Annotated in this window: 18 protein-coding genes; 11 read left to right on the top strand and 7 right to left on the bottom strand. The window is 49.6% G+C overall.

Translation table 11 applies throughout. The annotated features are described in order from the left end of the window. The 8 genes from DXT99_RS24195 to DXT99_RS24230 all read left to right on the top strand — a co-directional run. Positions 1–504 (top strand): Gfo/Idh/MocA family oxidoreductase (locus tag DXT99_RS24195; protein ID WP_246001007.1); only part of this gene is annotated, 504 nt, incomplete at its 5' end. A 324-nt stretch (positions 505–828) separates the two neighbouring features. Continuing rightward, entirely contained in the window at positions 829–4,080 is a 3,252-nt protein-coding gene (locus DXT99_RS24200; protein WP_246001008.1) for a SusC/RagA family TonB-linked outer membrane protein, read from the top strand. Between the two features lie 10 nt (positions 4,081–4,090). After that, a complete protein-coding gene (locus DXT99_RS24205; protein ID WP_115568179.1) occupies positions 4,091–5,944 on the top strand; it encodes a RagB/SusD family nutrient uptake outer membrane protein in 1,854 nt (617 codons plus the stop codon). 9 nt (positions 5,945–5,953) lie between these two features. Next, the gene (locus DXT99_RS24210; protein ID WP_115568180.1) at positions 5,954–6,628 is read left to right on the top strand and encodes a DUF3823 domain-containing protein; all 675 of its coding nucleotides are present in this window, start codon (positions 5,954–5,956) and stop codon (positions 6,626–6,628) included. Between the two features lie 222 nt (positions 6,629–6,850). After that, positions 6,851–8,731: a glycoside hydrolase family 2 protein gene (locus DXT99_RS24215; RefSeq protein ID WP_115568181.1), complete on the top strand. Its 1,881-nt coding sequence runs from the start codon at positions 6,851–6,853 to the stop codon at positions 8,729–8,731. A gap of 99 nt (positions 8,732–8,830) precedes the next feature. Beyond that, on the top strand, positions 8,831–9,907 hold the full coding sequence (locus DXT99_RS24220) for a glycoside hydrolase family 43 protein (protein WP_246001010.1): 1,077 nt from the start codon (positions 8,831–8,833) through the stop codon (positions 9,905–9,907). A 79-nt stretch (positions 9,908–9,986) separates the two neighbouring features. After that, positions 9,987–11,597, top strand: a complete 1,611-nt coding sequence (locus DXT99_RS24225; RefSeq protein ID WP_246001011.1) for a family 43 glycosylhydrolase — start codon at positions 9,987–9,989, stop codon at positions 11,595–11,597. Between the two features lie 78 nt (positions 11,598–11,675). Beyond that, a complete protein-coding gene (locus DXT99_RS24230; RefSeq protein WP_115568182.1) occupies positions 11,676–12,881 on the top strand; it encodes a galactose-1-epimerase in 1,206 nt (401 codons plus the stop codon). A gap of 44 nt (positions 12,882–12,925) precedes the next feature. Here DXT99_RS24230 and DXT99_RS24235 read toward each other — a convergent pair whose 3' ends face one another. The 3 genes from DXT99_RS24235 to ispF all read right to left on the bottom strand — a co-directional run bounded on the left by DXT99_RS24235 (position 12,926) and on the right by ispF (position 16,744). Next, the gene (locus DXT99_RS24235) at positions 12,926–14,299 is read right to left on the bottom strand and encodes a LutB/LldF family L-lactate oxidation iron-sulfur protein (protein WP_115568183.1); all 1,374 of its coding nucleotides are present in this window, start codon (positions 14,297–14,299) and stop codon (positions 12,926–12,928) included. 152 nt (positions 14,300–14,451) lie between these two features. Next, positions 14,452–16,101 (bottom strand): M28 family peptidase, encoded by a 1,650-nt coding sequence (locus DXT99_RS24240; RefSeq protein ID WP_115568184.1) that lies wholly within the window; start codon positions 16,099–16,101, stop codon positions 14,452–14,454. 157 nt (positions 16,102–16,258) lie between these two features. Continuing rightward, positions 16,259–16,744, bottom strand: coding sequence for a 2-C-methyl-D-erythritol 2,4-cyclodiphosphate synthase (ispF, locus tag DXT99_RS24245; protein WP_115568185.1), 486 nt, complete (start codon positions 16,742–16,744; stop codon positions 16,259–16,261). Between the two features lie 358 nt (positions 16,745–17,102). On the opposite strand from ispF, the gene DXT99_RS24250 reads away from it, so the two are divergent. Continuing rightward, positions 17,103–17,579: a DUF2243 domain-containing protein gene (locus DXT99_RS24250; protein ID WP_115568186.1), complete on the top strand. Its 477-nt coding sequence runs from the start codon at positions 17,103–17,105 to the stop codon at positions 17,577–17,579. Between the two features lie 24 nt (positions 17,580–17,603). Next, on the top strand, positions 17,604–18,413 hold the full coding sequence (locus DXT99_RS24255) for a cytochrome c oxidase assembly protein (protein ID WP_115568205.1): 810 nt from the start codon (positions 17,604–17,606) through the stop codon (positions 18,411–18,413). 75 nt (positions 18,414–18,488) lie between these two features. Here the strand turns inward: DXT99_RS24255 and DXT99_RS24260 are convergent, their stop codons facing one another. The 3 genes from DXT99_RS24260 to DXT99_RS24270 all read right to left on the bottom strand — a co-directional run bounded on the left by DXT99_RS24260 (position 18,489) and on the right by DXT99_RS24270 (position 21,033). After that, positions 18,489–19,589, bottom strand: a complete 1,101-nt coding sequence (locus DXT99_RS24260) for an alkene reductase (RefSeq protein ID WP_115568187.1) — start codon at positions 19,587–19,589, stop codon at positions 18,489–18,491. Positions 19,590–19,702: 113 nt separating this feature from the next. Next, positions 19,703–20,521: an aldo/keto reductase gene (locus DXT99_RS24265; RefSeq protein ID WP_115568188.1), complete on the bottom strand. Its 819-nt coding sequence runs from the start codon at positions 20,519–20,521 to the stop codon at positions 19,703–19,705. A 62-nt stretch (positions 20,522–20,583) separates the two neighbouring features. Then, the gene (locus DXT99_RS24270) at positions 20,584–21,033 is read right to left on the bottom strand and encodes a MarR family winged helix-turn-helix transcriptional regulator (protein WP_115568189.1); all 450 of its coding nucleotides are present in this window, start codon (positions 21,031–21,033) and stop codon (positions 20,584–20,586) included. 407 nt (positions 21,034–21,440) lie between these two features. On the opposite strand from DXT99_RS24270, the gene DXT99_RS24275 reads away from it, so the two are divergent. Next, positions 21,441–22,526 carry an arabinan endo-1,5-alpha-L-arabinosidase gene (locus tag DXT99_RS24275; protein ID WP_115568190.1) on the top strand — a complete coding sequence of 362 codons (1,086 nt, stop codon included), beginning with the start codon at positions 21,441–21,443 and terminating at the stop codon, positions 22,524–22,526. 145 nt (positions 22,527–22,671) lie between these two features. Here the strand turns inward: DXT99_RS24275 and DXT99_RS24280 are convergent, their stop codons facing one another. Further along, positions 22,672–23,949, bottom strand: coding sequence for a M16 family metallopeptidase (locus tag DXT99_RS24280; protein ID WP_115568191.1), 1,278 nt, complete (start codon positions 23,947–23,949; stop codon positions 22,672–22,674). Positions 23,950–24,016 lie beyond the last annotated feature (67 nt).

Genomic DNA, 24,016 nt, shown 5'->3' on the forward strand with positions numbered 1-24,016 from the left:
TACGGCTCCCCCTTCGCCATCGAGACCTGCCACATCAAGTTCCGCGACTCGGACCTGTCGGCGGAGGTGACGCGCTCGCTGTTCAACACGGCGCGGCAGTACCGGGAGAGCTTCGACGTATACGGCTCGAAGAAGAGCTTTGAGTGGACGCAGATAGAGCACGAGGACAGCGTGATACACACAGGCGAGACGCCGGAGCGGGTGAAGATTCCGGACTACGCGCACCTGCTGCCGGAGGAGATTCAGAACTTTACGCAGGCGGGGGTGTATGACTCGGACGACAACCAGCACCTGTCCTTCATCCAGGGGGCGGGGCACGGCGGCTCGCACCCGCACCTGGTGCACGAGTTCGTGAGCGCGCTGGTGGAAGGAAGAGAGCCTTACCCGAACGCCCGGCAGTCGGCCAACATCACCTGCGTGGGTATCCTGGCGCACGAGTCGGCCATGCAGGGCGGTAAGATTATGCAGATGCCGGAGTTTACAATGGAAAAGGTACTTGTGTAAGAGAAAGAGTTCTCCGGAACATAAAATGGATTGTGAGTCAGGGAGGTAGTATCAGTGGCACAATGGGAAAGTACTTGTATTGTTTAGCTATGAAAAGCTAGCTGCAAAACTCAGCCCGGCGCACTGCTTCGTTAGAGCAGGCAGGTTAATGTAGAATGGCTTTGTCAGCATAGCCTGTAAGAAGCTATACATCCCTGATTCACATTTTAAATAGTTGTAATCCTTATTTGTTTATAAGTGATTAATCAGTTCTGCTAAAATAGAGGGTCGTGAAAAATAGGAATGTCAATTTATTTCGTGGTTAAGTAATTAAATGATGATTGTATGAGAAAAATTACTACACATTTTTTGGGAAGGTATAGCCTGGCTCTTGCAGCATGCTGTGTCTCCCTTCCCGGGGTAGCAGATGCTTACTCCAGTTCAGGCAGGGTTAAAGCTAACCATGAGTTAGAGACAAACTCCCTGGCAAAATTTTTAGATGAAGCTCTGGCAAGCTCAGGGTATTCAAGGTCTGCAGGAGTTTCAGCACCTGTATGGCAGGAGATGGCTGTAACCGGAAAAGTCACAGATGAGAACGGTACGCCCCTGCCTGGTGTAACAGTTTTACTTAAAGGGACTACTAAAGCTACTCCTACAGACGCAGGTGGTAATTATACTATCACTGTTCCGGATGGCAGCGGTACACTGGTCTTTTCTTACATTGGTTTCCAGCCGCAGGAGGTACCTATCAATAGCAGGTCTGCTATCAATGTGTCGATGGGTACTGATGCAAAAGCCTTAGAAGAAGTAGTGGTAGTAGGCTATGGCACGCAGTCCAGAGGTACGGTAACCGGTGCAGTATCACAAATTGAGTCTAGGGATATTGCCAGAACCACCGCTACAACAGCAACAGGGGCGTTGGTGGGAAAGATACAGGGTATCACGGCCCGTCAGGCAGATGCTCGTCCCGGAGCTGGAACCAATATTCAGGTTCGGAATATGGGGAATCCTCTGTATGTTATTGACGGTGTAACCTCTGATGCACCACAATTTAACAACTTGGATGTAAATGACATTGAAAGTGTTTCTGTATTAAAGGATGCCTCTGCGGCTATCTACGGTTTGCGTGCAGCTAACGGTGTTATACTGGTAACCACTAAGAAAGGAAGAGCGAATCAAAAGCCCAGAATCAGTGTAAATACTTACTATGGATTACAGGATTTTACGCGTTATCCAAGACCAGCCAACGCCTATCAGCATATGCGCGGTCTCGTAGAAAACGCGCAGAACCTCGGTCGTCCGGCACCGATCACAGCTGAAGAATTAGAAAAGTGGAGAGTTGGCACTGAAAAAGGGTATATCAGCACGGACTATTACAGCATGGTAATGGACGAGGTGGCACCACAGTATTATGTGAATGCAAGTGCTTCGGGCGGCTCAGAAAACACCAATTACCATTTCTCTGTCAGCCATATTAACCAGGACGCCCTGATAAAGGACTATAACTTTAACAGAACAAACTTCCAGGCCAACATAGAGACGAGCCTTGCGAAGGGACTACGGGTTGGTACGCAGATTTACGGTAGGGTAGAAGATCGCTTTCAGATTGGGGTACCGGGACTGGATGACTATTTCAACCCGTTCCTGAGTATTTTTACCATGTGGCCGACTGAAAGACCTTATGCTAATGATAACCCTAATTACATCAATCAGACGCATAACGTAAACGTAAACCCTGCTACCTATGATAAAGATATCACGGGTTATATAGAGGAGACCACGCGTGCCGCAAAGGGTAACTTTTATGCCCAGTATGATTTTGATTTTGGTCTGAGTGCCAAAGCAACCTACTCCTACAACTTCACGAACTTTGATTTTGACGGGTTTGAGTATACGTACAACGCCTATACTTACAACGAGGCTACCGACACATACGAAATGGCAGGCGGTAACCAAAACCCCTGGAGAGAGCGTCGTAAGCGAAACATTGTGGATAAGTTTGCACAGTTCCAGTTAAGCTACAACAAACAGTTCGGGAACCATGGCGTGTCGGCGGTTGCAGCCTATGAGCGGCAGGACAATGATAACAAGTACATGGTAGTGCACACGGTGCCACCTAACAATTATGTTCCTATCATGTACTTCGCTGACCAGGATTTACTTATTGATCAGTGGAGCCAATCTGCCAGGTTAGGTTATATTGGCCGTGTTAATTACAACTACAAAGAGAAGTACCTGCTGGAGGTGTTGGGCCGTTACGATGGTTCCTTCCTTTTTGCTCCCGATAGCCGTTTTGGATTGTTCCCTGGTGTTTCTGTAGGTTACAGAATCACAGAAGAAGATTTTATGAAGGGTAAAGTCGGGTTTCTGGATGACTTAAAACTCAGAGCATCGTGGGGTAGAACCGGTAGTGACATCATCAGTGGCGATACGTATGTGGTTCCGCCGTTTAGCTACTTTGGAGGGTATACCTTTAACGTTGGAAGTGCTGTGTTTGACGATAATTATTATTCTGGCCTTGCTCCCCGGGGATTGCCTATCACCAACTTATCTTGGATTACAAACACCACCCGCAACATCGGTATCGACTTCACTATCTTCAATCATCTGCGTGGTCAGTTCGATGTGTTTGAGCGGAAGCGCGAAGGTCTGCCATCCGGCAGGTATGATGTGCTATTGCCAAGTGAAGTTGGATACGGTCTGCCGGCCGAAAACTTGCTTTCTGAAGCAAACCGTGGTTTCGAGGGTGCTTTAACCTATGCAGGCACAGCGGGCGACATCAGCTACTCTGTGGGGGTGAACGGTACTTTTGCCCGACGTTATGATATTGCGCAGCAGTATAATCCACGATTTGGTAATTCATGGGATGAATATCGCAACTCCTGGATGGATCGTTGGGGAAGTGTTAACTGGGGGTACCAGGTAGTTGGCCGGTTCGGGTCCCAGGAAGAGATAGATAATTATCCGGTAATTATTGATGGGCAAGGTAACAGAAACGTGCTTCCGGGAGACTTTATCTATAAGGACGTGAATGGTGATAACATCATCAACGGCCTGGATGAAAGGCCAATCGGATACCAGCAGGGCGCCAACCCATATATGAGCTTTGGTATTAACACCGGCGTGCAGTACAAAGGATTAAGCCTGATGATGGACTTTGCGGGTGCTTCCATGCAGTCTTACCGACGTGACTGGGAATTAATGTATCCTTACCAGAACGATGGTACTTCACCAAACTTTATGCTGGAAGACCGCTGGCACCGTGAGGACCCCTATAACAGCGACAGCCCTTGGGTGCCTGGAATGTATCCTGCCATCAGAAGAGAAAGAGCTGGCCATAACTACCGCCACAGTGATTTCTGGGTGACCAACGTGCGTTACATCAGATTAAGAAACCTGGAGCTGTCCTATAGCCTGCCGGAAAGCATTATCAGCCGGGTAGGTATGTCAGCGCTGAGAGTGTATGCCAATGGTACCAACCTGTTCACTATCGATAATACAAAAGTGTTTGGTATTGATCCGGAGATCTCTTCTGGTAATGGTTTACAGTACACGCAGCAGAGAATTTACACGCTTGGTTTTAACGTAAGTTTCTAATTGAAAAAATATGAAAAGTATATATAAAATTTTGATTCTTGGAGCGGTCCTAATGCCTTTTACGGCCTGTGACGACGATGAATTCCTAGAGAAGGATCCGCCTACCGTTATCCAGGAAGAGCAGGTCTGGAACGACCCGAAAATGATTACCAGCTTGCTGGCTAATTATTACGACCGTTTACCAACCTATAACTCAACCTCTTCAAACTGGCAGGCCTTTGCCGCCTACGACGAAGCGATGTGGTCTGGTAACGGAGAGGGGCAAAACAACATCCAAGCTTACAGCCCCTTCACCTGGACAATCTGGAACTATGGTCTGATCCGGGACATCAACCTGGCGTTGGAGAACATAGACCAATACTCAGCTACACTCCCAGATGAGCAGAAAACGCAGTTTAAGGCAGAGCTAAGGTTCTTAAGAGCATTTGTCTATTTTTCGCATGTCAGGAGCATGGGAGGGGTGCCTCTTGTAACACAGCAGCTTATCTACGATTTTAGTGGCGACCCCTCTTCCCTGCAGCTCCCGCGAAATAAGGAGCACGAAGTGTATGACTTTGTTGCCAGTGAGTTAGACGCCATCAAAGAGGATCTAGGGAATGAAGGCAGTATCAGGAGGGCGAATAAATTCACGGCGCTTGCCCTAAAGAGCCGGGCCATGCTGTATGCCGCTTCCATAGCGAAGTATAATAATGAGTCGGGTGCACCTATAGCGGCCACTCCTGGCGGAGAAGCAGGTATACCGGCTTCCATGGCAAGCGATTATTACACTAAATCGCTCGAAGCGTCCAAGGAAATCATTAACAGTGGCGTTTACAGTCTGTACAAAGGAAACTCGGCTCATCTGGGGGAGAACTTTGCTGAGGCGATATCAAAGAAGCAGGCAAACCCGGAGGTTATTCTGGCGCAGGACTTTTCTACTGCGAGTGATAAGCGTATCTGGTTTACGTACGATAATATTGCCCGTGGTATACGTGAAGATAACCTTTCCTCGTCTAACATTACCCCTGTTCTGAACCTTGTGGAGGATTTTGAATACTTGGATGGTTCATCAGGTGAACTGAGAACCAGAACAGCCGACGACAGCGACTATATCTATTATGATGAGCTGGATGACATATTCGAAAATAAGGATGCACGTCTGTATGGTACGGTAATTTATCCAGGTGCTTCTTTCAAAGGACAGGAAGTAGAAATGCAGGCTGGCGTAAAAGTTTGGAATGGGTCTGGCTATGAAACCGTAGAAGGTAACCAACTGGGTTCCGACTACACGGATGGCGAAACGCTTGTCGGTAGCTCAGGACCACATCGCTCTATCACGGAGGTGTCAAATTCCGGTTTCTACATGAGAAAGTATGTCGATCCTACACCTATGTCCAGCACCAGAGGTGTCCGGAGTGAAATGTGGTGGATAAGATTCCGTTATGCCGAGATACTTCTGAATGCAGCTGAAGCAGCCCTTGAGCTCGGACAGATGCAGGAAGCGGTTGGATATGTGAATACGGTAAGAGAAAGAGCTGGATTTGGAGAGAACAGTCTGACCGAATTAACTGTGGAGCGGCTTCGGAATGAACGCCGTGTGGAATTGGCCTTCGAGGATCATAGAATATGGGATGTAAAACGCTGGAGAATAGCGCATGAGATCTGGAACGGAAGCCCTAACAATCCGGATGCAGTGTTACAAGCTTTGTATCCCTATCGTATAATTCGTCCTGATCATCCTACACACAATAAGTATGTGTTTGAGAAATTAGTTGCTCCAAGGTTCGGAGCACCTCGTAACTTCCAGGTTCCGGCCTACTATGCTGCATTACCACAGGATGTGTTAAATAATAATCCAAAACTTGTTAGAAATCCATTCCATTAATCTAAGGATATGAAATTTAGACTGATAACATATATTATGGCCATGGTTGTAGTGCTTTCGGGGTGCGAATATGATAACCATGAGCCGCCAAAAACGATGTTGACTGGTAAAGTAGTTTATCAGGACCAAGCCATCGGCGTCAGATCCAGTGGTGTGCAGCTGGAGTTATGGCAGCCGGGTTACCCGGTGCTGCAAAAAATACCCGTTTATGTAGACCAGGAGGGAACATTTTCTGCCATGGTATTTGATGGAAACTACAAGCTCACCCGGTTAAGAGGAAACGGCCCTTGGGTAGATAATACCGATACCATCGATGTTCAGGTTCAGGGCAACACAGTAGTAGAAGTTCCTGTACAGCCTTTTTTCTTAATCAGAAATGAGCAGTTTCAGAATAATGGAAATGCCGTAACAACAACTCTGAATGTGGAGGCGTTAGTCCCCGGTGCAAAAATCGAGCGGGTAACCTATTATTTAGGCTCCACTACTATCGTAGATGCGAACAACTTTGCGGCCGTAACAGACATATGGTGGCCGAATGAGGAGGCTGTTGCTGCTCCAATGAGCATGAGCTTAGAAGTTCCGGCTAACATAGCCAACAAGGGGTACGTTTTTGCCAGAGTTGGTGTGAAAATAGCCGACGTGGCAGAAATGATTTATTCACCTGTTGAAAAGGTAGAGCTCTGATAAGGTTATCTTTCAATCAAATTAAATAGTTAGTTCAGGTAAGCCGACTTCTCCAGGGAAGCTTACCTGAACTAATTTTTTGTACAGGATCATAGAGTATCTTCAAAATGATAAACCAGCCTTAGGATAACAGTTGATTACATTTTTATAAAGTAATTGAGTAATTTGACTCATTAGTAGTTATCAAGGCGCTGGTCATTGTTTTAATCTCAGAAAAATAAGATGAAAAAGACCTGTTTACTCTTACTGTTTGCCTCGCTTGTTCAGGTAAACATATTGCATGCTCAAAGCTCCGACTGGAAAGTAGTAGAAGGTAAAATCACCTCTCCCTGGGCAGAGCAGGTAAACCCATCCAACCCCTTGCCGGAGTACCCGCGCCCGCAGCTAGTACGCGAAGATTGGCAGAACCTGAACGGGCTTTGGGATTACGCTATAGTGCCGAAAGCGCAGCAGGCAAGTCTCCCCACTACTTCCCAGGGGAAAATCCTGGTGCCCTATGCCATTGAATCTGCTTTGTCTGGTGTAGGCAAAACTGTGGGTAAAGACAGTGTGCTCTGGTACAGGAAAAGCATCAATGTGCCTGCCAAATTGCGCAGGCAAAACGTGTTGCTGCACTTCGGTGCCGTGGATTGGCAAGCAGATGTGTATGTAAACGGACAGAAAGCAGGCACCCACCAGGGCGGTTACGATCCTTTCTCTTTCGACATCACCCCATACCTGAAAAGGGGCAGCCAACAGGACATTGCTATCAGCGTATGGGACCCCAGCGACGATGGTCCGCAGCCCCGCGGCAAGCAGGTAAAAAAGCCGGAGTCTATCTGGTATACCCCCGTAACCGGTGTTTGGCAAACGGTGTGGCTGGAGTCGGTGCCCCGCACCTACATCGCCTCTACCAGGCAAACCCCGGACATAGACGAAGGAACCGTTACCGTGGCGGCTGAAGTAGCGCAGCTGCAGGCAAATGACCGGCTAAGGGTATCAGCCTGGGACGGTAAAACGAAAGTGGCAGAGCAGGAGGTAAGCGCCAATAGCCCGGCTGTGCTGCAGGTAAGCAACGCTAAACTGTGGTCTCCTGAAAACCCTTTCCTTTATGATCTGCGGGTGGCTGTGGTGCGGAACGGGAAGGTGCAGGATGAAGTGAAAAGCTACTTTGCCATGCGCAAAATAAGCATGGAACCTGATGCAAACGGGGTGCAGCGTATGCTGCTTAACAACGAGTTCGTGTTTCAGTACGGCCCGCTGGACCAGGGTTGGTGGCCGGACGGCCTATATACGGCGCCTACGGAGGAAGCCCTTCTTTTTGATATTGATAAGACGAAAGAAATGGGCTTTAACATGATACGCAAACACGTGAAGGTGGAGCCAGCCCGCTGGTACTACCACACCGACAAGACAGGCATGCTGGTATGGCAGGATATGCCGAGCGGCGACATGGGCAACAGGTGGGAATCTCGCCCGGGTGTTACAGGACGCGGTACTGAAAAAGAGCGGACTCCTGAATCGGAGAAGATATTCCGAACCGAGTGGGCCGAGATAATGGATGATTTGCACAACTTCCCGAGCATTGTGGTGTGGGTGCCATTTAACGAGGCCTGGGGACAGTTTAAGACAGAAGAAATCACGAACTGGACAGTGGAGCGCGACCCGTCGCGGCTGGTAAACAGCGCCAGCGGCGGTAACTTTCATCCGGTGGGCCAGATTATCGACCTGCACAACTACCCGGACCCAGTGATGCCGCGCCCCGAATTGTTTGGGGAGAAGCAGGTGATTGTGCTGGGCGAGTTCGGGGGGCTTGGTTTGCCGGTAGAAGGGCACACATGGCAGCAGAAAGACAACTGGGGCTACCAAAGCTTCAAGAATGCGGACGAGCTGTTTGAGCGGTATAAAGCCTTCACAGAAAACCTAGAGGAGTTGATAAAACAAGGCCTTTCTGCGGCAGTATATACCCAGACCACCGACGTGGAAATTGAAACAAACGGCCTGATGACCTACGACCGGAAAATAATTAAAGTGCCGGCTGAGAAGCTGCGGCAGGTTCATTCCAAGTTATATGATCCGTCATTGGTTAAGATGAAGCAACAGGCTACAGGCAGTCTGAGATAAAGTAAAGAAGCTACACAGGCTTTTTACTTCAAAGCCACTACCGGAAGCCGGACAAAAAAATGCTACTGAATGGATACCGCTGACTACAGATACATAAAGATGAAGAAGGCGCTGATCGGGCTACTGCTGTACCCGCTGTTTATGCTTGGCTGCACCACGGCTGACGCGCCAGTAAAACAGCAGGAGAGCAGCCAGCCTGAAGCAGAGGCATACTTCACGAATCCGATTGCAGATGGTGCCGACCCTTGGGTGTATAAGAAAGACGGTGTCTATTATTTCTGCAGCTCTGGCAATGGAGGTATCCAGGTCTCCAAATCAGAGAAGCTGACAGAACTCGGTGAAAAAGTACTTGTCTGGGAAACACCTGATACAGGCTGGAACAAGAGCAATGTATGGGCTCCGGAGCTGCACCACTTCAACGGCAAGTGGTACATCTATTATGCCGCTGCCAAAAAGCCGGGAGGACCATTCCTGCACCAGCGGTCCGGGGTGCTGGAGTCGGTGGCGGATGATCCGTTCGGCCCGTACGTAGACAAAGGGATGCTTTACACCGGCGACAGCATTCAGTATGCCGCCTCTGCACCTAAATGGGCCATAGACCTGACGCCGCTGCCGCTCAACGGACAGTTGTATGCTATCTGGTCGGGCTGGAAGAGTGATGCGGACACTGATAAAACAAAGCAACATTTATATATGGCCACCATGAGCAATCCCTGGACGATTAGCAGCAACAGGGTGTTAATTTCATCTCCGGAAGAGCCCTGGGAGACAGGTGGGCCATTGGATTTGAACGAAGGGCCGCAGGTGCTGAAGCATCAGGGAAAAGTATTCATTATCTACTCCACCCGCGAGTCGTGGCTGAAGGAGTACCGCTTGGGCCAACTGACGCTTTCTGATACGTTACTCAATCCAATGGAGGCCGCGCACTGGGTAAAATCAGGGCCGGTTTTCGAGGGAACAGATGAGGTGCTGGGTGTAGGTCACTGTAGCTTCACCACATCTCCGGACAATACAGAGCACTGGATTCTGTATCATTCTAAAAAAAGCGAGGAGCCGGGGTGGGACCGGAATATACGGGCGCAGGAGTTTACCTGGACAGCGGACGGCTTTCCTGATTTTGGAACACCTGTACCGGCTGGGGTGCCTTTACCCGTGCCTTCAGGGCAGGAGGAATAAGACAAATATCCAAGCCCGTTTTATATAGTAATTGTATGAAAGCAGGCGAGGCTTTTAACAAGTAACAACTATGAAAGAAATGAAAAAACAAACCCTGCTTTTATACCTGGTCGGGCTGCTGGCCTTCTCCTGTACCAGTAACACGCCCATGAACCAGCAGGATACTGCTGTCAGTGAGCCTGTAGCCACTCAGACTATATCCTATACCAATCCTGTGCTGCCCGGCGACTATGCCGACCCTTCGGTGGTGCGGGTCGGGGATGATTACTGGGCAACAGCCACTTCCTCTGAATGGGCTCCCTTATTTCCTATCCTGCATTCCAAAAACCTGGTGGACTGGGAGACGGTAGGGCATGTATTCCCGGATAAGCTGCCGGATTGGGCGGAGGCGCATTTCTGGGCTCCTGAGATTGCCCACGAAAACGGCCGGTACTACATTTACTACACAGCTAAGAAGAAAGGCGGCAACCTCTGTGTAGGGGTGGCTAGCTCTGCCAGCGCCACAGGTCCTTATGTGGATCATGGCCCGCTGGTTTGCCAGGAGGTGGGTTCTATAGACGGCTATGAGATAAGGGATAAAAACGGGGATTTGTACCTGGTCTGGAAAGAAGACGGCAACAGCCGGGGACTGCCCACACCTATCTGGGGCCAGCGCATGAATGAGGAACGCACCGCCCTGACAGGTGAGATGTTCGAGATGTTCCGCAACGACCCCGGCACATGGGAGGGAGGGCTTGTAGAAGGCCCTGCCATCGTGCGCCGGGGGGATTATTTCTACAACTTTTATGCAGGCGACAAGTGCTGCGGCCGTGAGTGCACCTATGGCGTGGGCGTGGCGCGGGCCACAAGTATCAAAGGGCCATGGGAGAAGTATGATCAGAACCCGATTATGAAGCAGAACGAGGAGTGGAAATGCCCCGGCCACGGAACCGTAGTCTCTGACCCAAGTGGCCGCGACTATTTTCTATACCATGCCTACAACACCGATAGCTTCGTGTACGCCGGTCGCCAGGGGTTGCTGGATGAGATAAAGTGGGGAGAAGACGGCTGGCCGTACTTCGAGAATAACTCTCCAGCCATCACTGCGCAAATACCAGCTCCAGGGGGAGCTACTGCCTCCGGAGCAGAAGATTTAGATATCAGCGAAGAGTTTAATGATGGTAACCTCTCCGACACCTGGCAGTGGCCGGTAGAGCAGAAGCCAGCTTATACTTTTAACGAGGGACTGCTGGTGCTGGAAGCCTCTCCTGATAACATAGGAACGGTATTAGGGAAGCGTACCATAGATGAGGACTACACGGCAACTACGGCCATCAGAAAGAGCGCACTGCATGGAGGTATTATGGCGGGTCTTACTGCCATCGGCGACACTGATAATGCGGTAGGCATCGCCCTCAGCGACGAACAGATTGTACTTTGGGCGATGAAAGGAGGCTCTTTGTCTACGATTGCCAGAGCAGCCGCACCTGCTGGTGAGGAGATGGTGCAGTTGCGGCTTACCACCGAAGAAGGCGACCAAATGCAGTTTGCCTGGAGCGCCGATGGCACCACCTGGCATCCCTTAAATGAGGGCGAAGCCGTGGATGCTTTCTACCTGCCGCCCTGGGACCGGGGTGTGCGTGTGGGGCTGACAGCGAAAGGCCCGGAAAATGCCACAGCCGTCTTTGACTGGTTCCGCGTGGATAATTAAACTGGTCAGGATTTTGCAGGCAGTATCCTAAATATGAATAAATTTAAAAAACTATATCGTAAGCACCCTTAAATCAACATGAAAAAGAGACAAATCAGTAAACGATTTCTGCTGCTCGCGGCATTGGGTGGCATCGGTGCCGGCAGCCTTGCCGGCTGCTCGAGCCAGCAGACAACAGACAGCACAGAAATAACAGCCACAACAGACCAACAGCAAGAAATGAACATCAGTCAAGAGTCCTTCGGCACAACACCGGAAGGAGAAGAAGCCACGCTCTACACCCTGACCAACGCGCAGGGTATGCAGGTGCAGATTACCGACTACGGGGCCACTATCACCTCACTGCTTACCCCCGACAGAGAAGGGGAACTGGGCGACGTGGTGCTGGGCTTCGACAGCATGGAAGGCTACAAGAGCCAGGAGTATGTGAAGAGCGGGCCCTACTTCGGCGCCATCGTGGGGCGCTACGGCAACAGGATTGCCAAGGGCAGGTTCACCCTCAACGGAGAGGAGTACCAACTGGCCACGAACAACGGGGAGAACCACCTGCATGGGGGACTCCAGGGATTTGACAAGGTGCTGTGGCAGGCAGAGCCGCTGCCCCAGCAGAACGCCCTGCGCCTCACTTACGTGAGCCCGGACGGGCAGGAGGGATACCCCGGCACGCTTACCACGACCGTCACCTACACTCTCACCAACGACAACGAGGTAAAGATTGACTACGAGGCCAAAACAGACAAGCCAACGCCTGTGAACCTCACGAATCACAGCTACTTTAACCTGGCGGCAGGCGAGGCCGAGGACGCGCTGGGCCACGTTGTGACGATAAACGCAGACAAGTACACAGTGGTGGACGAGTCACTGATTCCGACAGGAGAGCTGCGCGACCTGGAGGGCACGGTGATGGACTTCCGGGAGCCGCAGACAATAGGCGCACGTGTGAAGCAGGTGGAGGGCGGCGGCTACGACCACAACTATGTGCTCAACAACACAGACGATTCACTGAAGAAGGCGGCCACGGTATATGAGCCGACCAGCGGTAGAGTGATGGAGGTCTTCACCACAGAGCCGGGAATCCAGTTCTACTCAGGCAACTTCCTCGACGGCACCATCACCGGAAGTGGGGGCAAGGTATATGAGCAACACTACGGTTTCGCGCTGGAGACGCAGCACTTCCCTGACTCTCCGAACCAGCCAAAGTTCCCTTCCACTATTTTGGAGCCGGGGAACACTTACGAGACAACAACCGTCTATAAGTTCTCTACAAGAGAAGATGGACAATAAGAAAGCTTCATAATAAAAAAGCCTGCTTTACGCAGGCTTTTTTATTATTTGTTACGCTCTTTCCAGAGCTGGTTAAAGGATTTGGAAGGCACTTGCAGTGGCTCACGGCGCTTGCTCCAGGTATCTTTCAGCACCTGCTTCAGTACAAAGTTCTTGGCAAAGGCAGGAGCCAGGTTCAGCAGCGTGCGGCTCTTCATGGCCTTCAGCCAGAACTTCATGGCTGTTTTCTCGCTGCTGTCGGCCATTCCCTGATCCACGCTCTGCTTTCGGTTAAGCAGCAGCAGGTTGTGGATGTTGATTTTAACCGGGCATACGGAGGTACAGGCGCCACATAGGGAGCTGGCAAAGCTCAGGTGTTTATTCTCGGCCATTCCGTTATAGTGCGGTGTGATGACAGAACCAATCGGGCCGCTGTAGGTGCTCTCATAGGTATGACCTCCGATGTTTTTGTAAACCGGACACACATTGAGGCAGGCGCCGCAGCGGATGCAGTTCAGTGCCTCACGTTTTTCCGGCAGTGCCAGCAGGTCGGTACGGCCATTATCCAGCAGGATAACATACATTTCCTCCGGCCCGTCCTTTTCCTTTGGCTGGCGCGGGCCTGTCATGATGGTATTGTAAACGGTTACGTCCTGGCCCGTGCCGCTGGTGCTCAGGAGCGGCCAGAAGAGGTCCAGGTCCATAATAGACGGAATCATCTTCTCTATACCCACAATAGCAATGTGCGTTTTCGGGAAGGTGGTGGAGAGGCGGGCATTGCCTTCATTTTCCGTTACGGCTACGCCCCCTATGTCTGCTATCAGGTAATTGCCTCCTGTAATGCCTACCTCCGCAGCGGTATACTTCTCGCGCATCAGCTTACGGGCTACGCCTACTAGTTCTTCGGCATTGTCGGTGGGAGCTATCCCTAGTTTGCGCACAAACAGTTCAGAAATGTCCTTTTTGGACATATGCATGGCCGGTGTCACGATATGGTAAGGCCGCTGCTCGGCCAGCTGCACAATGTACTCACCCAGGTCGGTTTCTACGGTTTCAATGCCATTCTTCTCCAGGTACTCGTTCAGGTGAATCTCCTCCGTCGTCATCGACTTGGATTTTACGACGGATCGGGCGCGTTTGCGCTTCATAATCTCACCTATTTCCTTCAGCGCCTCCTGGGCGTCACGGGCCCAGATTACTTTGCCGCCCCGTGCCGTGAAGTTAGATTCAAACTCCATCAGGTACTTATCCAGGTTATTGATGGTGTTTGTTTTTATATAGGAACCCCGCTCACGGGCCAGTTCATGGTCGGAGTACTGGGTAAGGCCACGCTGCACAGCAGTATTATACTTGCCGATGTTAAACTTGATGGTTGCGCGATGGCCCTGGTCAAATGCTTTTGTCTCTGCGTCGAGCAGAAACTGTTTCAGTTTACTCATAATTATTCTCCCCTACGTTCTTTCTCTGTATGTAGCTGCACCTTAGGTACTCATAAAAAGAAAAACACCCTTAAAGTTAGGGTGTTTTTCTGAAAGCTAATAAAGCTGTAAATATTTATACTCTTAACGGCTGTTCTGGCCGCTGTAGTATACTATTTTTTGTTGCTGTCTACTACAATGCGGTTTTCGCGGTTTGCTAACTCCCATGTTACGTGGAAGGCAAGCCTTGCTACTTTCTCTGCACTCTCGAAGATGATTTTGTCTACTTCGTCTGACGGCTGGTGATAGTCATCGTGCACGCCATTGAAGTAAAACACAATCGGAATACCGTTCTTCGCGAAATTGTAGTGGTCTGAGCGGTAGTAGAAGCGGTTCGGATCATTCTCATCGTTAAAGGTGTAGTCCAGCTTCAGGTTTACATACTTCTCGTTCATCTCCTCGTTTATCTGGTGCAGCTCTGAGGATAGCTTGTCTGCCCCGATAGAGTAGATGTAGTTGCTGTCGTTGGTCTTCTCATGTTCCTTGTCCATGCGGCCAATCATGTCGATGTTTACGTTGGCTACCGTGTTCTCCAGCGGGAAGATGGGGTTCTCTGCGTAATATTCAGAGCCAAGCAGGCCTTTCTCCTCGGCTGTTACCGTCATAAACAGGATGCTGCGGCGTGGGCCGAAGCCATCTTTCTTCGCCTGTGCAAAAGCTTCGGCCAGTTCTATGACAGCCACTGTACCTGAGCCGTCATCGTTGGCACCATTAAAAATCTGGTCGCCCTGCAGTGTACTGTCTACACCTACGTGGTCGTAGTGTGCTGTTATCACCACCACTTCGTCTTTTTTGTCAGAGCCCTCTACAAAGCCCAGTACGTTTTCAGTAGGAAGCGGGGAGGCGTCGCGCGATGCTTTTATTTTCACATCTGTTGCTGCCGTGAAATTGCCTGCCACGGGTCCGCCTGCTTCTCCTGTCTGGGTGCCATGTGCGAATAGTTTTTCAGGAGTGGTGTTTAGCAGCGTTGAGCCGGCAACCGGAGATACAAAAGCAACTGCAGCATTTTCCTGGTTGCCACTGCTCTTTAAGCCGAGGGAGGGACGGCTGGCGTAGGCTTTGTAGCGCTGCGTCAGGCTGTTAAATTCAGACTCGTTGGTGCCTGTAACTATTAATACTGCCTTTGCGCCGTGTTTCGTGGCGGCATTGCGCTTGGTGCGGTAGTCGTTGCCCCAGTCAGAGGCTTTATCGGTGCCGCTGATAAGGAAGTTGCCATTGCTGCCTCTTGGTTCGCCTGCCAGCACAACTACTACTTTGCCGGTTACGTCCTGATTTGTGTAGTCGGAGTAATTTTCGGCATCAATACCATAGCCGGCAAACACCACATCAACAGCCTGCTCTGTCTGGAAAGGAGAACTGCCCAGTACAAAGAAGTCCTGCATCATCAGGTACTTTTCCTGGCCAACTGTCATATAGCCGTCTCCCCATTGGCTTCTTTCAAGGTCAAAAGTTTGATAGTAGGGGTTGCTGCCGCCTTGTACAGGCCCGGTCAGGCCATCTTCCCGAAACTCGCGGGCAATATATTCGGCGGCCATCTTCTGACCTCTTTCACCAGTATTGCGTCCTTCATACTCATCTGATGCCAGAATAGTAAGGTGTCTGGAGAGGTCAGCGGCAGTAACAGTGCTGGCATATTGGGGAGCGACTTCAGTTAGCTGGGCTACATCTGTAACGGGACCCTGCGGAGTGGAAGTGGTAGGTGTTTGCGCGCAGCCGAACCCTAGGGCGGCTAACAGCAAATACCCATAGGCATTGTGTTTCATATTGTTAGATTTGTTAGTTTAGATAAGGTGTGATTAATTAGATAAACGATATTCCGACAAAGGATAAAAGACTAAACAGGCAGCTTTTCCCTGTACGGCAATGTGGTAGCTTGTTTGCTTCTACGGTAATCAGGTGCTTTAGCCTGTAATCCTGCTTTTACTGCTTCATAATCAGTACGGTTGCGTAGGCGGCTACGCCTTCTTTTTTTCCTACAAAGCCTAAATTTTCGGTGGTGGTGGCTTTAATGGAAATATCTGCCTCCGGAATACCCATTACTTCCGCCAGGCAGGCTTTCATGGCCGGAATATGTGGATTCACCTTTGGCTCCTGCAGGCATACCGTAGAGTCTATATTGCCAATTTCGTAGCCTTCCATGGCCAATAGGTGCACCACTTCTTTCAGGAGAATTTTGCTGTCGATGCCTTTGTACTTAGGGTCCTTGTCGGAAAAGTGAAAGCCGATATCACGCATGTTCGCTGCACCCAGCAGGGCATCGCAGATAACGTGAATCAGCACATCGGCGTCAGAATGACCCAGCGCTCCGTGTGTGTGCGGTAATTTGATGCCGCCGAGCCAGAAATCAAGCCCCTCCTGCAACTGGTGCACATCGTAGCCAAAGCCGGTTCTTATTTTCAGTTTCATGTGATTATACTTGTGTTCGAGCCTGTTGCGCTGCCCTTTAGCAGCAGGTCTAAAACGTAAAAGTAGCTTAATTTGTGCTGAAGTGGGCAAAAAGCATTCCGGTTTTTGATGTTTACACTTTGTGAAGACTGTTCAAACAGAGTTCCTTTTGAAAGCGATATAGTCTGAAAGCAGCATGAAATGGCTGCGCTTTATCCTATAGAAGCAGCCCTGCGTGTGCCGTTGCTTCTCGCAGGGCTGCACATGTATAAGTAGGGGTAATCTCTTTGGTAAATTCAGCGTAACCAAGTTTAGCAATGGAATGAGAAAGTATCTTTTTTAGAAGAACTTATACTGCCCCGTAGAGAACAAGCCGATTATGAATGACGACAAGCAGCATTATCCGGATATTTCCCGCTCCAGGTGGGCGGGAATTTTGATTGGCATTGGGATAATGGCGGCTGTAGATGAAATTGTTTTTCATCAGCTGCTGGCATGGCACCACTTTTACGATCAGTCAACTTTAGAGATTGGCCTGCTGACAGATGGGCTGCTTCATGCGGCAGAACTTATCGCTATAGTGGCCGGGTTTTTCCTGCTCGCCGATCTGCGCCGCCGCCATTCCCTAGTACCTCTTTGGGCATGGGCAGGCTTCTTCTTAGGGATGGGAGGCTTTCAGCTTTTTGATGGTATAGTAGACCACAAGGTGTTGCGGCTGCACCAAATCCGTTACGGCGTAAACCTGCTGCCTTACGATCTGGCCTGGAACCTGGCAGCTGTCGTGCTCCTCCTGATAGGTATCTGGCTGGCCTTTCGGGCGCGGGCGGCAACAAAGCCTATAGCAGCAGACAGGTAATCCGGAGGTTGTGCAATGGAAACAATGGAGCATCATACAGGAGCCGGAGGAGGTACTTTAGCAGTAGCTATTCCTTACCTGCTGATAGCTGCGGCGCTGGCTGCTTATTTATTTGCTGTAGCACGGCAGCGCAATTCTTTACGCCCCTGGAGCAGGTGGCGTACCATCAGCTTTATTGTTGGAGTTTCCTTACTTGCTGTCGCCATGTCACCTTCGCTCGTGCGGTATGCCCATCACGATTTGCGGGGCCACATGATCCAGCACTTGCTGATAGGTATGCTTGCCCCACTTGGGTTGGTACTTGCTGCGCCGCTTACGCTGATGCTGCGCACGCTGCCTGTACAAAGTGCGCGGGTTGTGACGTCTGTGCTGCGTAGCTGGGCGTTTCAATGGCTGAGCCATCCTGTTACGGCCCTTTTGCTCAACATTGGCGGCATGTACCTGCTTTACCTGACGCCGCTTTACGCCCTTACTCTCACTAATCCTTACATGCACCACCTGGTGCACCTTCACTTTTTGGCTGCCGGTTATCTTTTTACATGGTCCATTGCCGGACCGGACCCTGCACCCGGGCGCCCCGCCATGCGCACCCGCTTAGTTGTGCTCTTCATCAGCATTGCTGCCCATGCTTACCTGAGTAAGTTCATGTACGCCTACAGCTGGCCCCGAAACACACCGCACGATATGGAACAGATACGGGAGGCTGCGCAGCTTATGTACTACGGCGGCGATTTTGCTGAACTGTTGCTTGTGATAATCTTATTTGCAAGCTGGTATCGGGACAGTAGCCGACACGCTTATTCGTTAAATCCACAAGTTCAGCGTTCAAGGTAGCTGAGCAATAAAACAAACAGCCAGCTACCTTGCGGAAGCTGGCTGTAAAAATATATATGAAAAAGCGCCTTTGGCTTAGGCCTCTGCCTCCACTAAGGAAGGATAATCGATATAGCCTTTGGCACCAGGAGAGTAAAAGGTGTTCTGGTCTGGTTTCTGGAGGTCTACGTTCTGAGCAAATCGCTCCGGCAGGTCTGGGTTTGCAATGAACGGCACGCCAAACGCCACCATGTCTGCATCTCCTTCTTCTATTACTTTATTGCCTGTTTCCTGCGTAAAGCCAGCATTAATAATCAGGTTGCCTTTGAAAATCGGGCGGTAGCGCTTCGCAATATCTGACTCTGCATGTGGCACATCACTTACATCTGAGAACGGCTCTGACAGGTGCAGGTAAGCCAATTTATAGTTATTCAGCTTTTCAATGATATAGTCGTAGGTTGGAATAGTATCCTCATTCACGGTGATGCCGAAGCCGTTGTGCAGGCTTGGGTTTAAACGTACGCCCACCTTCTCAATAGGAACTACTGCCTTGATGGCATCCAATACCTCAAATAGCAGCTTGGTACGGTTCTCTTTAGAACCGCCATACTCATCTGTGCGGGTATTGGCGGTAGTTACAAAGAACTGGTGGAACAGGTAACCGTTAGAAGCGTGTACCTCTACGCCATCAAAGCCGGCGGCGATAGCATTTTCAGCTGCGTTTTTGAAGTCCTGCACGATCTGCTTAATCTCCGGCACAGTCAACTCACGTGGCGTAACGGTGTCTTTAAAACCTTCTGGTGTGTAAGACTTATCATTCGGGTTGATAGCTGATGGCGCTACCGGTAACTCACCATTATGGAAGTCAGGGTGCGACATACGGCCTACGTGCCACAACTGCAGGAAAATCTTTCCGCCTTCTGCATGCACGGCGTCAGTTACTTTTTTCCAGCCTTCCACCTGCTCCTGCGAGTAAATGCCGGGTGTATTAATATAACCTACGGCCTGCTTTGAAATCTGGGAGCCTTCCGAAATAATCAGGCCCGCTCCGGCACGCTGCGTGTAGTATGTTACCATCAGTTCGTTCGGTACATTGCCTTCATTATCTGCGCGGCTGCGCGTCATTGGAGCCATTACCACCCGGTTTTTCAGTTCCAGGCCATTAAGATCTATAGGTTTTAAAAGTGCTTGAGACATATTTCTTAAGTTAGAAAGTTAAAAAGTTAGAGGGTTAAAAAGTTACTAGTATCGTAAAGCTTCTGTTCCCTCCACCTTCATTCATAATTTATAATTCGTAATTCATAATTAATCTAGTCCCAGTCCGGTGCAAAGCCTGGGTCGATGAGGCGGTTGTTTGCCTGGGTCAGGCTGCTGATTTGCTGTGCCTCGTCCTGTGTCAGTTCAAAATCGAAAATGTTGAAGTTGGACTGCATGTGGCTTTCTTTTGAGGACCTCGGAATGGCTAATACGCCATCCTGCTGCAGCAGCCATCGCAGTGTAATCTGCACCTCATTTTTGTTGTACTTCTCACCAATCTGCTTCAGCGTGTCGTTACCCATCACTTTGCCGTGGGCAATCGGGCTGTAAGCGGTCAATGTCAGGTCGTGCTCACGGAGGTAGCTGTACAGTTTATCCTGGTTGAGGAAAGGGTGGTACTCTACCTGGTTGGTGATGATGTTGGCACCTGTGGCTAACACTTTGTCTAGCAGGGCAGTGGTGTGGTTACTGACGCCAATATGCTTTGTGTAGCCTTTTTCCTGCGCCTTCACCAACTCGCCTATGTATTCCTCCACGGGTACCTCCGGGTTTGGCCAGTGAATGAGCAACAGGTCTACAGTATCTGTTTGCAGCTTTTGCAGGCTTTCCTCCACGGAGGGCAGGAAGTCTTTACTACTTAGATTAGAAGGCAGCACCTTTGTGGTCAGGAACACTTCCTCACGGGCTACACTTGATTCCTTTATCGCGCTGCCTACAGCAGCCTCGTTGTCATACATCTGGGCTGTGTCGATGTGGCGGTAGCCAGTATCCAGGGCAGCTGTCACCAATTCAACCGCTGTATCGCCGGTTAATTCGAAAGTACCGAATCCCAGTGCTGGTATCGTAGCGTCTTTTATATTTATGTCTTTCATAGTCTGGTTATTATGGGTTTGTACATTATTTGTATATACAAGTATATGGGTAAAAAAATAGCCTATCCGCGTAGCTTATCTAAAAGGTTACTTACCAAAATTGCTTCCTCCTGCGTCAGGTTATGAAGCTTAGCGAACAGCTTTGGGAAGTTCTCGTCCACCTGCTGCAATTTGCGCAAGCCAGGCTCCGTTAAACGTACTTCAATCATACGACGATTCGTCTGGCAGATGTCGCGGGTCACGTAGCCTTTCTCAATCAGCTTATCAATGAGGCGCGTGACGTTAGAATTTCTATCCACCATCCGGTTCTGAATGTCGCCAAAGCATACCGGGTCAGGTTGCTGCCCGCGCAAAATAGCGAGCACGTTGTGCTGCTGCAGGGTAAGACCTAAATCTTTGAAGAAAGGCATCAGTTGCTGATTCAGCCAGTTGTTCGTAAACAACAGGTTGGCCAGCAGGCGACGGTGGTCGTCCTTAAAATTTTTCTGATGTATTTCGTCTTCTATGCGCATAACTCCTTTAGTGGGTACAAAGGTATGAATGTTATTTGTATATACAAACTTTGTAGGTGTAAGGTTTCAGTATGAGCAAAAGACTTCTGGTAAGTAAGGTTTCACTAAAGTTATCTAAAGCGATGAAGAACTTTTAGGCAAAAGATAAAAAGATGATAGGTGAAAAAGGCAGAGTTGGGCACGAAGGCCGGGGCAATGCTATAGCAGATAGCTTCTTCAGGACAGGTAGCTTTTATGGCAAAAGTTCTGCTACACGTTATATTAACCTAGCTCAAGTAACATGTAAGGCGTCTATTTAAATTAAATTTCTATAAACATGTATAATCGCATCATAATTACTTGCCTATTATAAATGTAGTTTATACATTTAATTAATAATTTATAAATCATTAAACTGTATTTTAAATATGCATAACCTTCATATAAATATTAAATCACTCCTTTCCCTGATGCTGGTTTTACTGCTGGGAAACACGGCCCTGCTGGCACAGTCGCGTGACGTTATTGCGCATGACCCGGTCATGATAAAGCAGGGTGACACCTACTATGTTTTTCATACGGGGGAGGGAATTCATGTGAAATCATCGAAGGACATGAAAAACTGGAAAGAAGGAAAGCCGGTTTTCGCAAGCACGCCGGACTGGGTGACTAAAATGATTCCAAAGTTTGATGGAAATATCTGGGCTCCCGATATTCTGCAGCACAACGGTACCTATTACCTGTATTACTCCGTGTCCGCTTTTGGCCGCAATAATTCAGCCATCGCCGTGGCCACCAATAAAACGTTGAACCCCAATGACCCGAATTTCAAGTGGGAAGACCAGGGCATCGTTGTTCGCTCTGTGCCTGGTCGTGATATGTGGAACGCCATCGATCCAAATGTGATTTTTGATGATAAGGGCACGCCTTGGATGACTTTTGGCTCATTCTGGCAAGGCATCAAGCTGGTGCAGCTAACTCCAGATTTGACCTCTGTTGTCAACACTCCACAGAGTTGGCATACCATTGCTGCCAGGGAACGCAATTGGTTACTGGATGAGCGTGACGCAGGCGACGCTGCCAACCCTGAACTGGACTATGAAAAGTTGTATACGCCGGAGTTGCTGGAACAGGCCAGGAACATGAAAAGTGGCTCTATCGAAGCACCATTCTTATTCAAGAAAAACGGGTACTACTACCTTTTCATGTCCTGGGACCGCTGCTGCCGTGGCCTGGAAAGCACGTATAAAGTTTTAGTTGGCCGTTCAAAAGACATCACCGGCCCGTACCTTGACAAGGAGGGGAATAAGCTAATACATGGTGGAGGAACATTAGTAGCACAGGGCAATGAGGAGTGGGCCGCTGCAGGGCACCCGGCTGCTTACACCTTTGATGGAAAAGACTATCTTATCTTCCATGCTTATGACAAGAAGGATGAGGGCAAGCCAAAATTAAGAATCAATGAAATAAAATGGGGAAATGACCAGTGGCCCTCTATCGATATGAAAAAATAAGTTCTTGTAGAAAAAAGCTGGTTTTTCTCAGAAGACGCAGAGGGTTGATGTAGTACAATTCTTCATCACTATCACTATAAAAGAGGAATGGCTGCCAATAACATGGCAGCCATTCCTCTTTTATTCAGAAATATGTAATCAGGATTTATGCTTCTGCTTCCACAGGCGCCTCTTCCTTTACTTTCTTTTTCTCCGCTTTGTACAGTAGCGTAGAACAGTTGTTCGGGGCCAGTACCTGCTTTGCGCAACGCAGAATATCCTGTGGCGTCACAGCCTGCACTTTCTCTCCTTCCAGGTTGATGAGGTTCGCATCGCCCATAAGCTTACTATAAGCCAAGTTCATGGCGCGGTTCAGTAGCTCAATCTCAGAAAATACAATAGCGGTTTCCGCCTGGTTTTTCACCTTGTTCAGTTCTTCCTCGTCTACCAACTTGTCCATCAACTCCTGGTTAATAGCCTCGATGGCAGCATTCGCTTCCTGCAGGTCCACGCCCTCATTCAGCTTGCCCTGTATAATCAACAGTCCCTGCTCCACAGAGCCTGATACCGAAGCCGTAATGGAATTGAACAGCTTCTGCTCTTTTACCAGTTGGTCATACAGCCTGCTCGATTTTCCACGTCCCAGTATGTCGCTGATAAGGTCTACAGCATGATAGTCATCCTCAGTGCGAGCAGGCATGTGGTATGCTTTGTAGATGGCATTTAGAGGCACGTCGGCACTTGTCTCCAGCACGCGCGGCTCCGTTTGCTTTGGCTCCTTCGGGTTATTGCGGACATATTTCTCACCGGCAGGTATTGGGCCGAACCATTTTTCTGTCAGTTCCTTTGCGCGCTCGAACGTCACGTTGCCGGCCACTACCAGTATAGCATTGCTCGGGGAGTAATGTTTCCGGAAGAAAGCCTTTACAATATCCATCGTAGCCTCCTCTATATGCGAAATCTCTTTTCCGATGGTTGCCCATTTGTACGGGTGCTCCTTATAAGCGAGCGGACGCAGTTTGAGCCACACATCGCCGTAAGGCTGGTTCAGGTAGTTCTGCTTAAACTCTTCTACCACTACCTTGCGCTGCACCTCCAGGCCGTTCTCGCTAAAGGCCAGTTCCAGCATGCGGTCCGACTCCAGCCAGAAGCCAGTCTCAATGTTCTGCGCCGGAAGCGACAGGTAATAGTTCGTGATGTCGGGGCTGGTGAAGGCGTTATTCTCACCACCTACACGCTGCAGGGGCTCATCATAAACCGGTATGTTTTTCGAGCCGCTGAACATCAGGTGCTCAAAAAGGTGCGCGAATCCGGTGTGGGCTTCTTCTTCATCTCTGGAGCCTACATCGTACAGCACGTTCAGCACGGCCATGGGGCTGGTATGGTCTTCGTGCACAATCACACGGAGGCCATTATCAAGTGTAAATTCTCTGAATTCTATCATAGGTAGTTGTTACATTGTTGAATTGCTAAATTGTAAGTTTGAGCTTACAGCCGTTTAACGCAAGGAT

It is taken from the genome of Pontibacter diazotrophicus (assembly GCF_003367245.1).
Taxonomy (GTDB): Bacteria; Bacteroidota; Bacteroidia; order Cytophagales; family Hymenobacteraceae; genus Pontibacter; species Pontibacter diazotrophicus.

Excerpts from the sequence above, each read along its gene's own strand:
- DXT99_RS24200 (WP_246001008.1), top strand. The coding sequence starts at position 829 with ATGAGAAAAATTACTACACATTTTTTGGGAAGGTATAGCCTGGCTCTT.
- DXT99_RS24205 (WP_115568179.1), top strand. The coding sequence starts at position 4,091 with ATGAAAAGTATATATAAAATTTTGATTCTTGGAGCGGTCCTAATGCCT.
- DXT99_RS24210 (WP_115568180.1), top strand. The coding sequence starts at position 5,954 with ATGAAATTTAGACTGATAACATATATTATGGCCATGGTTGTAGTGCTT.
- DXT99_RS24215 (WP_115568181.1), top strand. The coding sequence starts at position 6,851 with ATGAAAAAGACCTGTTTACTCTTACTGTTTGCCTCGCTTGTTCAGGTA.
- DXT99_RS24220 (WP_246001010.1), top strand. The coding sequence starts at position 8,831 with ATGAAGAAGGCGCTGATCGGGCTACTGCTGTACCCGCTGTTTATGCTT.
- DXT99_RS24225 (WP_246001011.1), top strand. The coding sequence starts at position 9,987 with ATGAAAAAACAAACCCTGCTTTTATACCTGGTCGGGCTGCTGGCCTTC.
- DXT99_RS24230 (WP_115568182.1), top strand. The coding sequence starts at position 11,676 with ATGAAAAAGAGACAAATCAGTAAACGATTTCTGCTGCTCGCGGCATTG.
- DXT99_RS24235 (WP_115568183.1), bottom strand. The coding sequence starts at position 14,299 with ATGAGTAAACTGAAACAGTTTCTGCTCGACGCAGAGACAAAAGCATTT.
- DXT99_RS24240 (WP_115568184.1), bottom strand. The coding sequence starts at position 16,101 with ATGAAACACAATGCCTATGGGTATTTGCTGTTAGCCGCCCTAGGGTTC.
- ispF (WP_115568185.1), bottom strand. The coding sequence starts at position 16,744 with ATGAAACTGAAAATAAGAACCGGCTTTGGCTACGATGTGCACCAGTTG.
- DXT99_RS24250 (WP_115568186.1), top strand. The coding sequence starts at position 17,103 with ATGAATGACGACAAGCAGCATTATCCGGATATTTCCCGCTCCAGGTGG.
- DXT99_RS24255 (WP_115568205.1), top strand. The coding sequence starts at position 17,604 with ATGGAGCATCATACAGGAGCCGGAGGAGGTACTTTAGCAGTAGCTATT.
- DXT99_RS24260 (WP_115568187.1), bottom strand. The coding sequence starts at position 19,589 with ATGTCTCAAGCACTTTTAAAACCTATAGATCTTAATGGCCTGGAACTG.
- DXT99_RS24265 (WP_115568188.1), bottom strand. The coding sequence starts at position 20,521 with ATGAAAGACATAAATATAAAAGACGCTACGATACCAGCACTGGGATTC.
- DXT99_RS24270 (WP_115568189.1), bottom strand. The coding sequence starts at position 21,033 with ATGCGCATAGAAGACGAAATACATCAGAAAAATTTTAAGGACGACCAC.
- DXT99_RS24275 (WP_115568190.1), top strand. The coding sequence starts at position 21,441 with ATGCATAACCTTCATATAAATATTAAATCACTCCTTTCCCTGATGCTG.
- DXT99_RS24280 (WP_115568191.1), bottom strand. The coding sequence starts at position 23,949 with ATGATAGAATTCAGAGAATTTACACTTGATAATGGCCTCCGTGTGATT.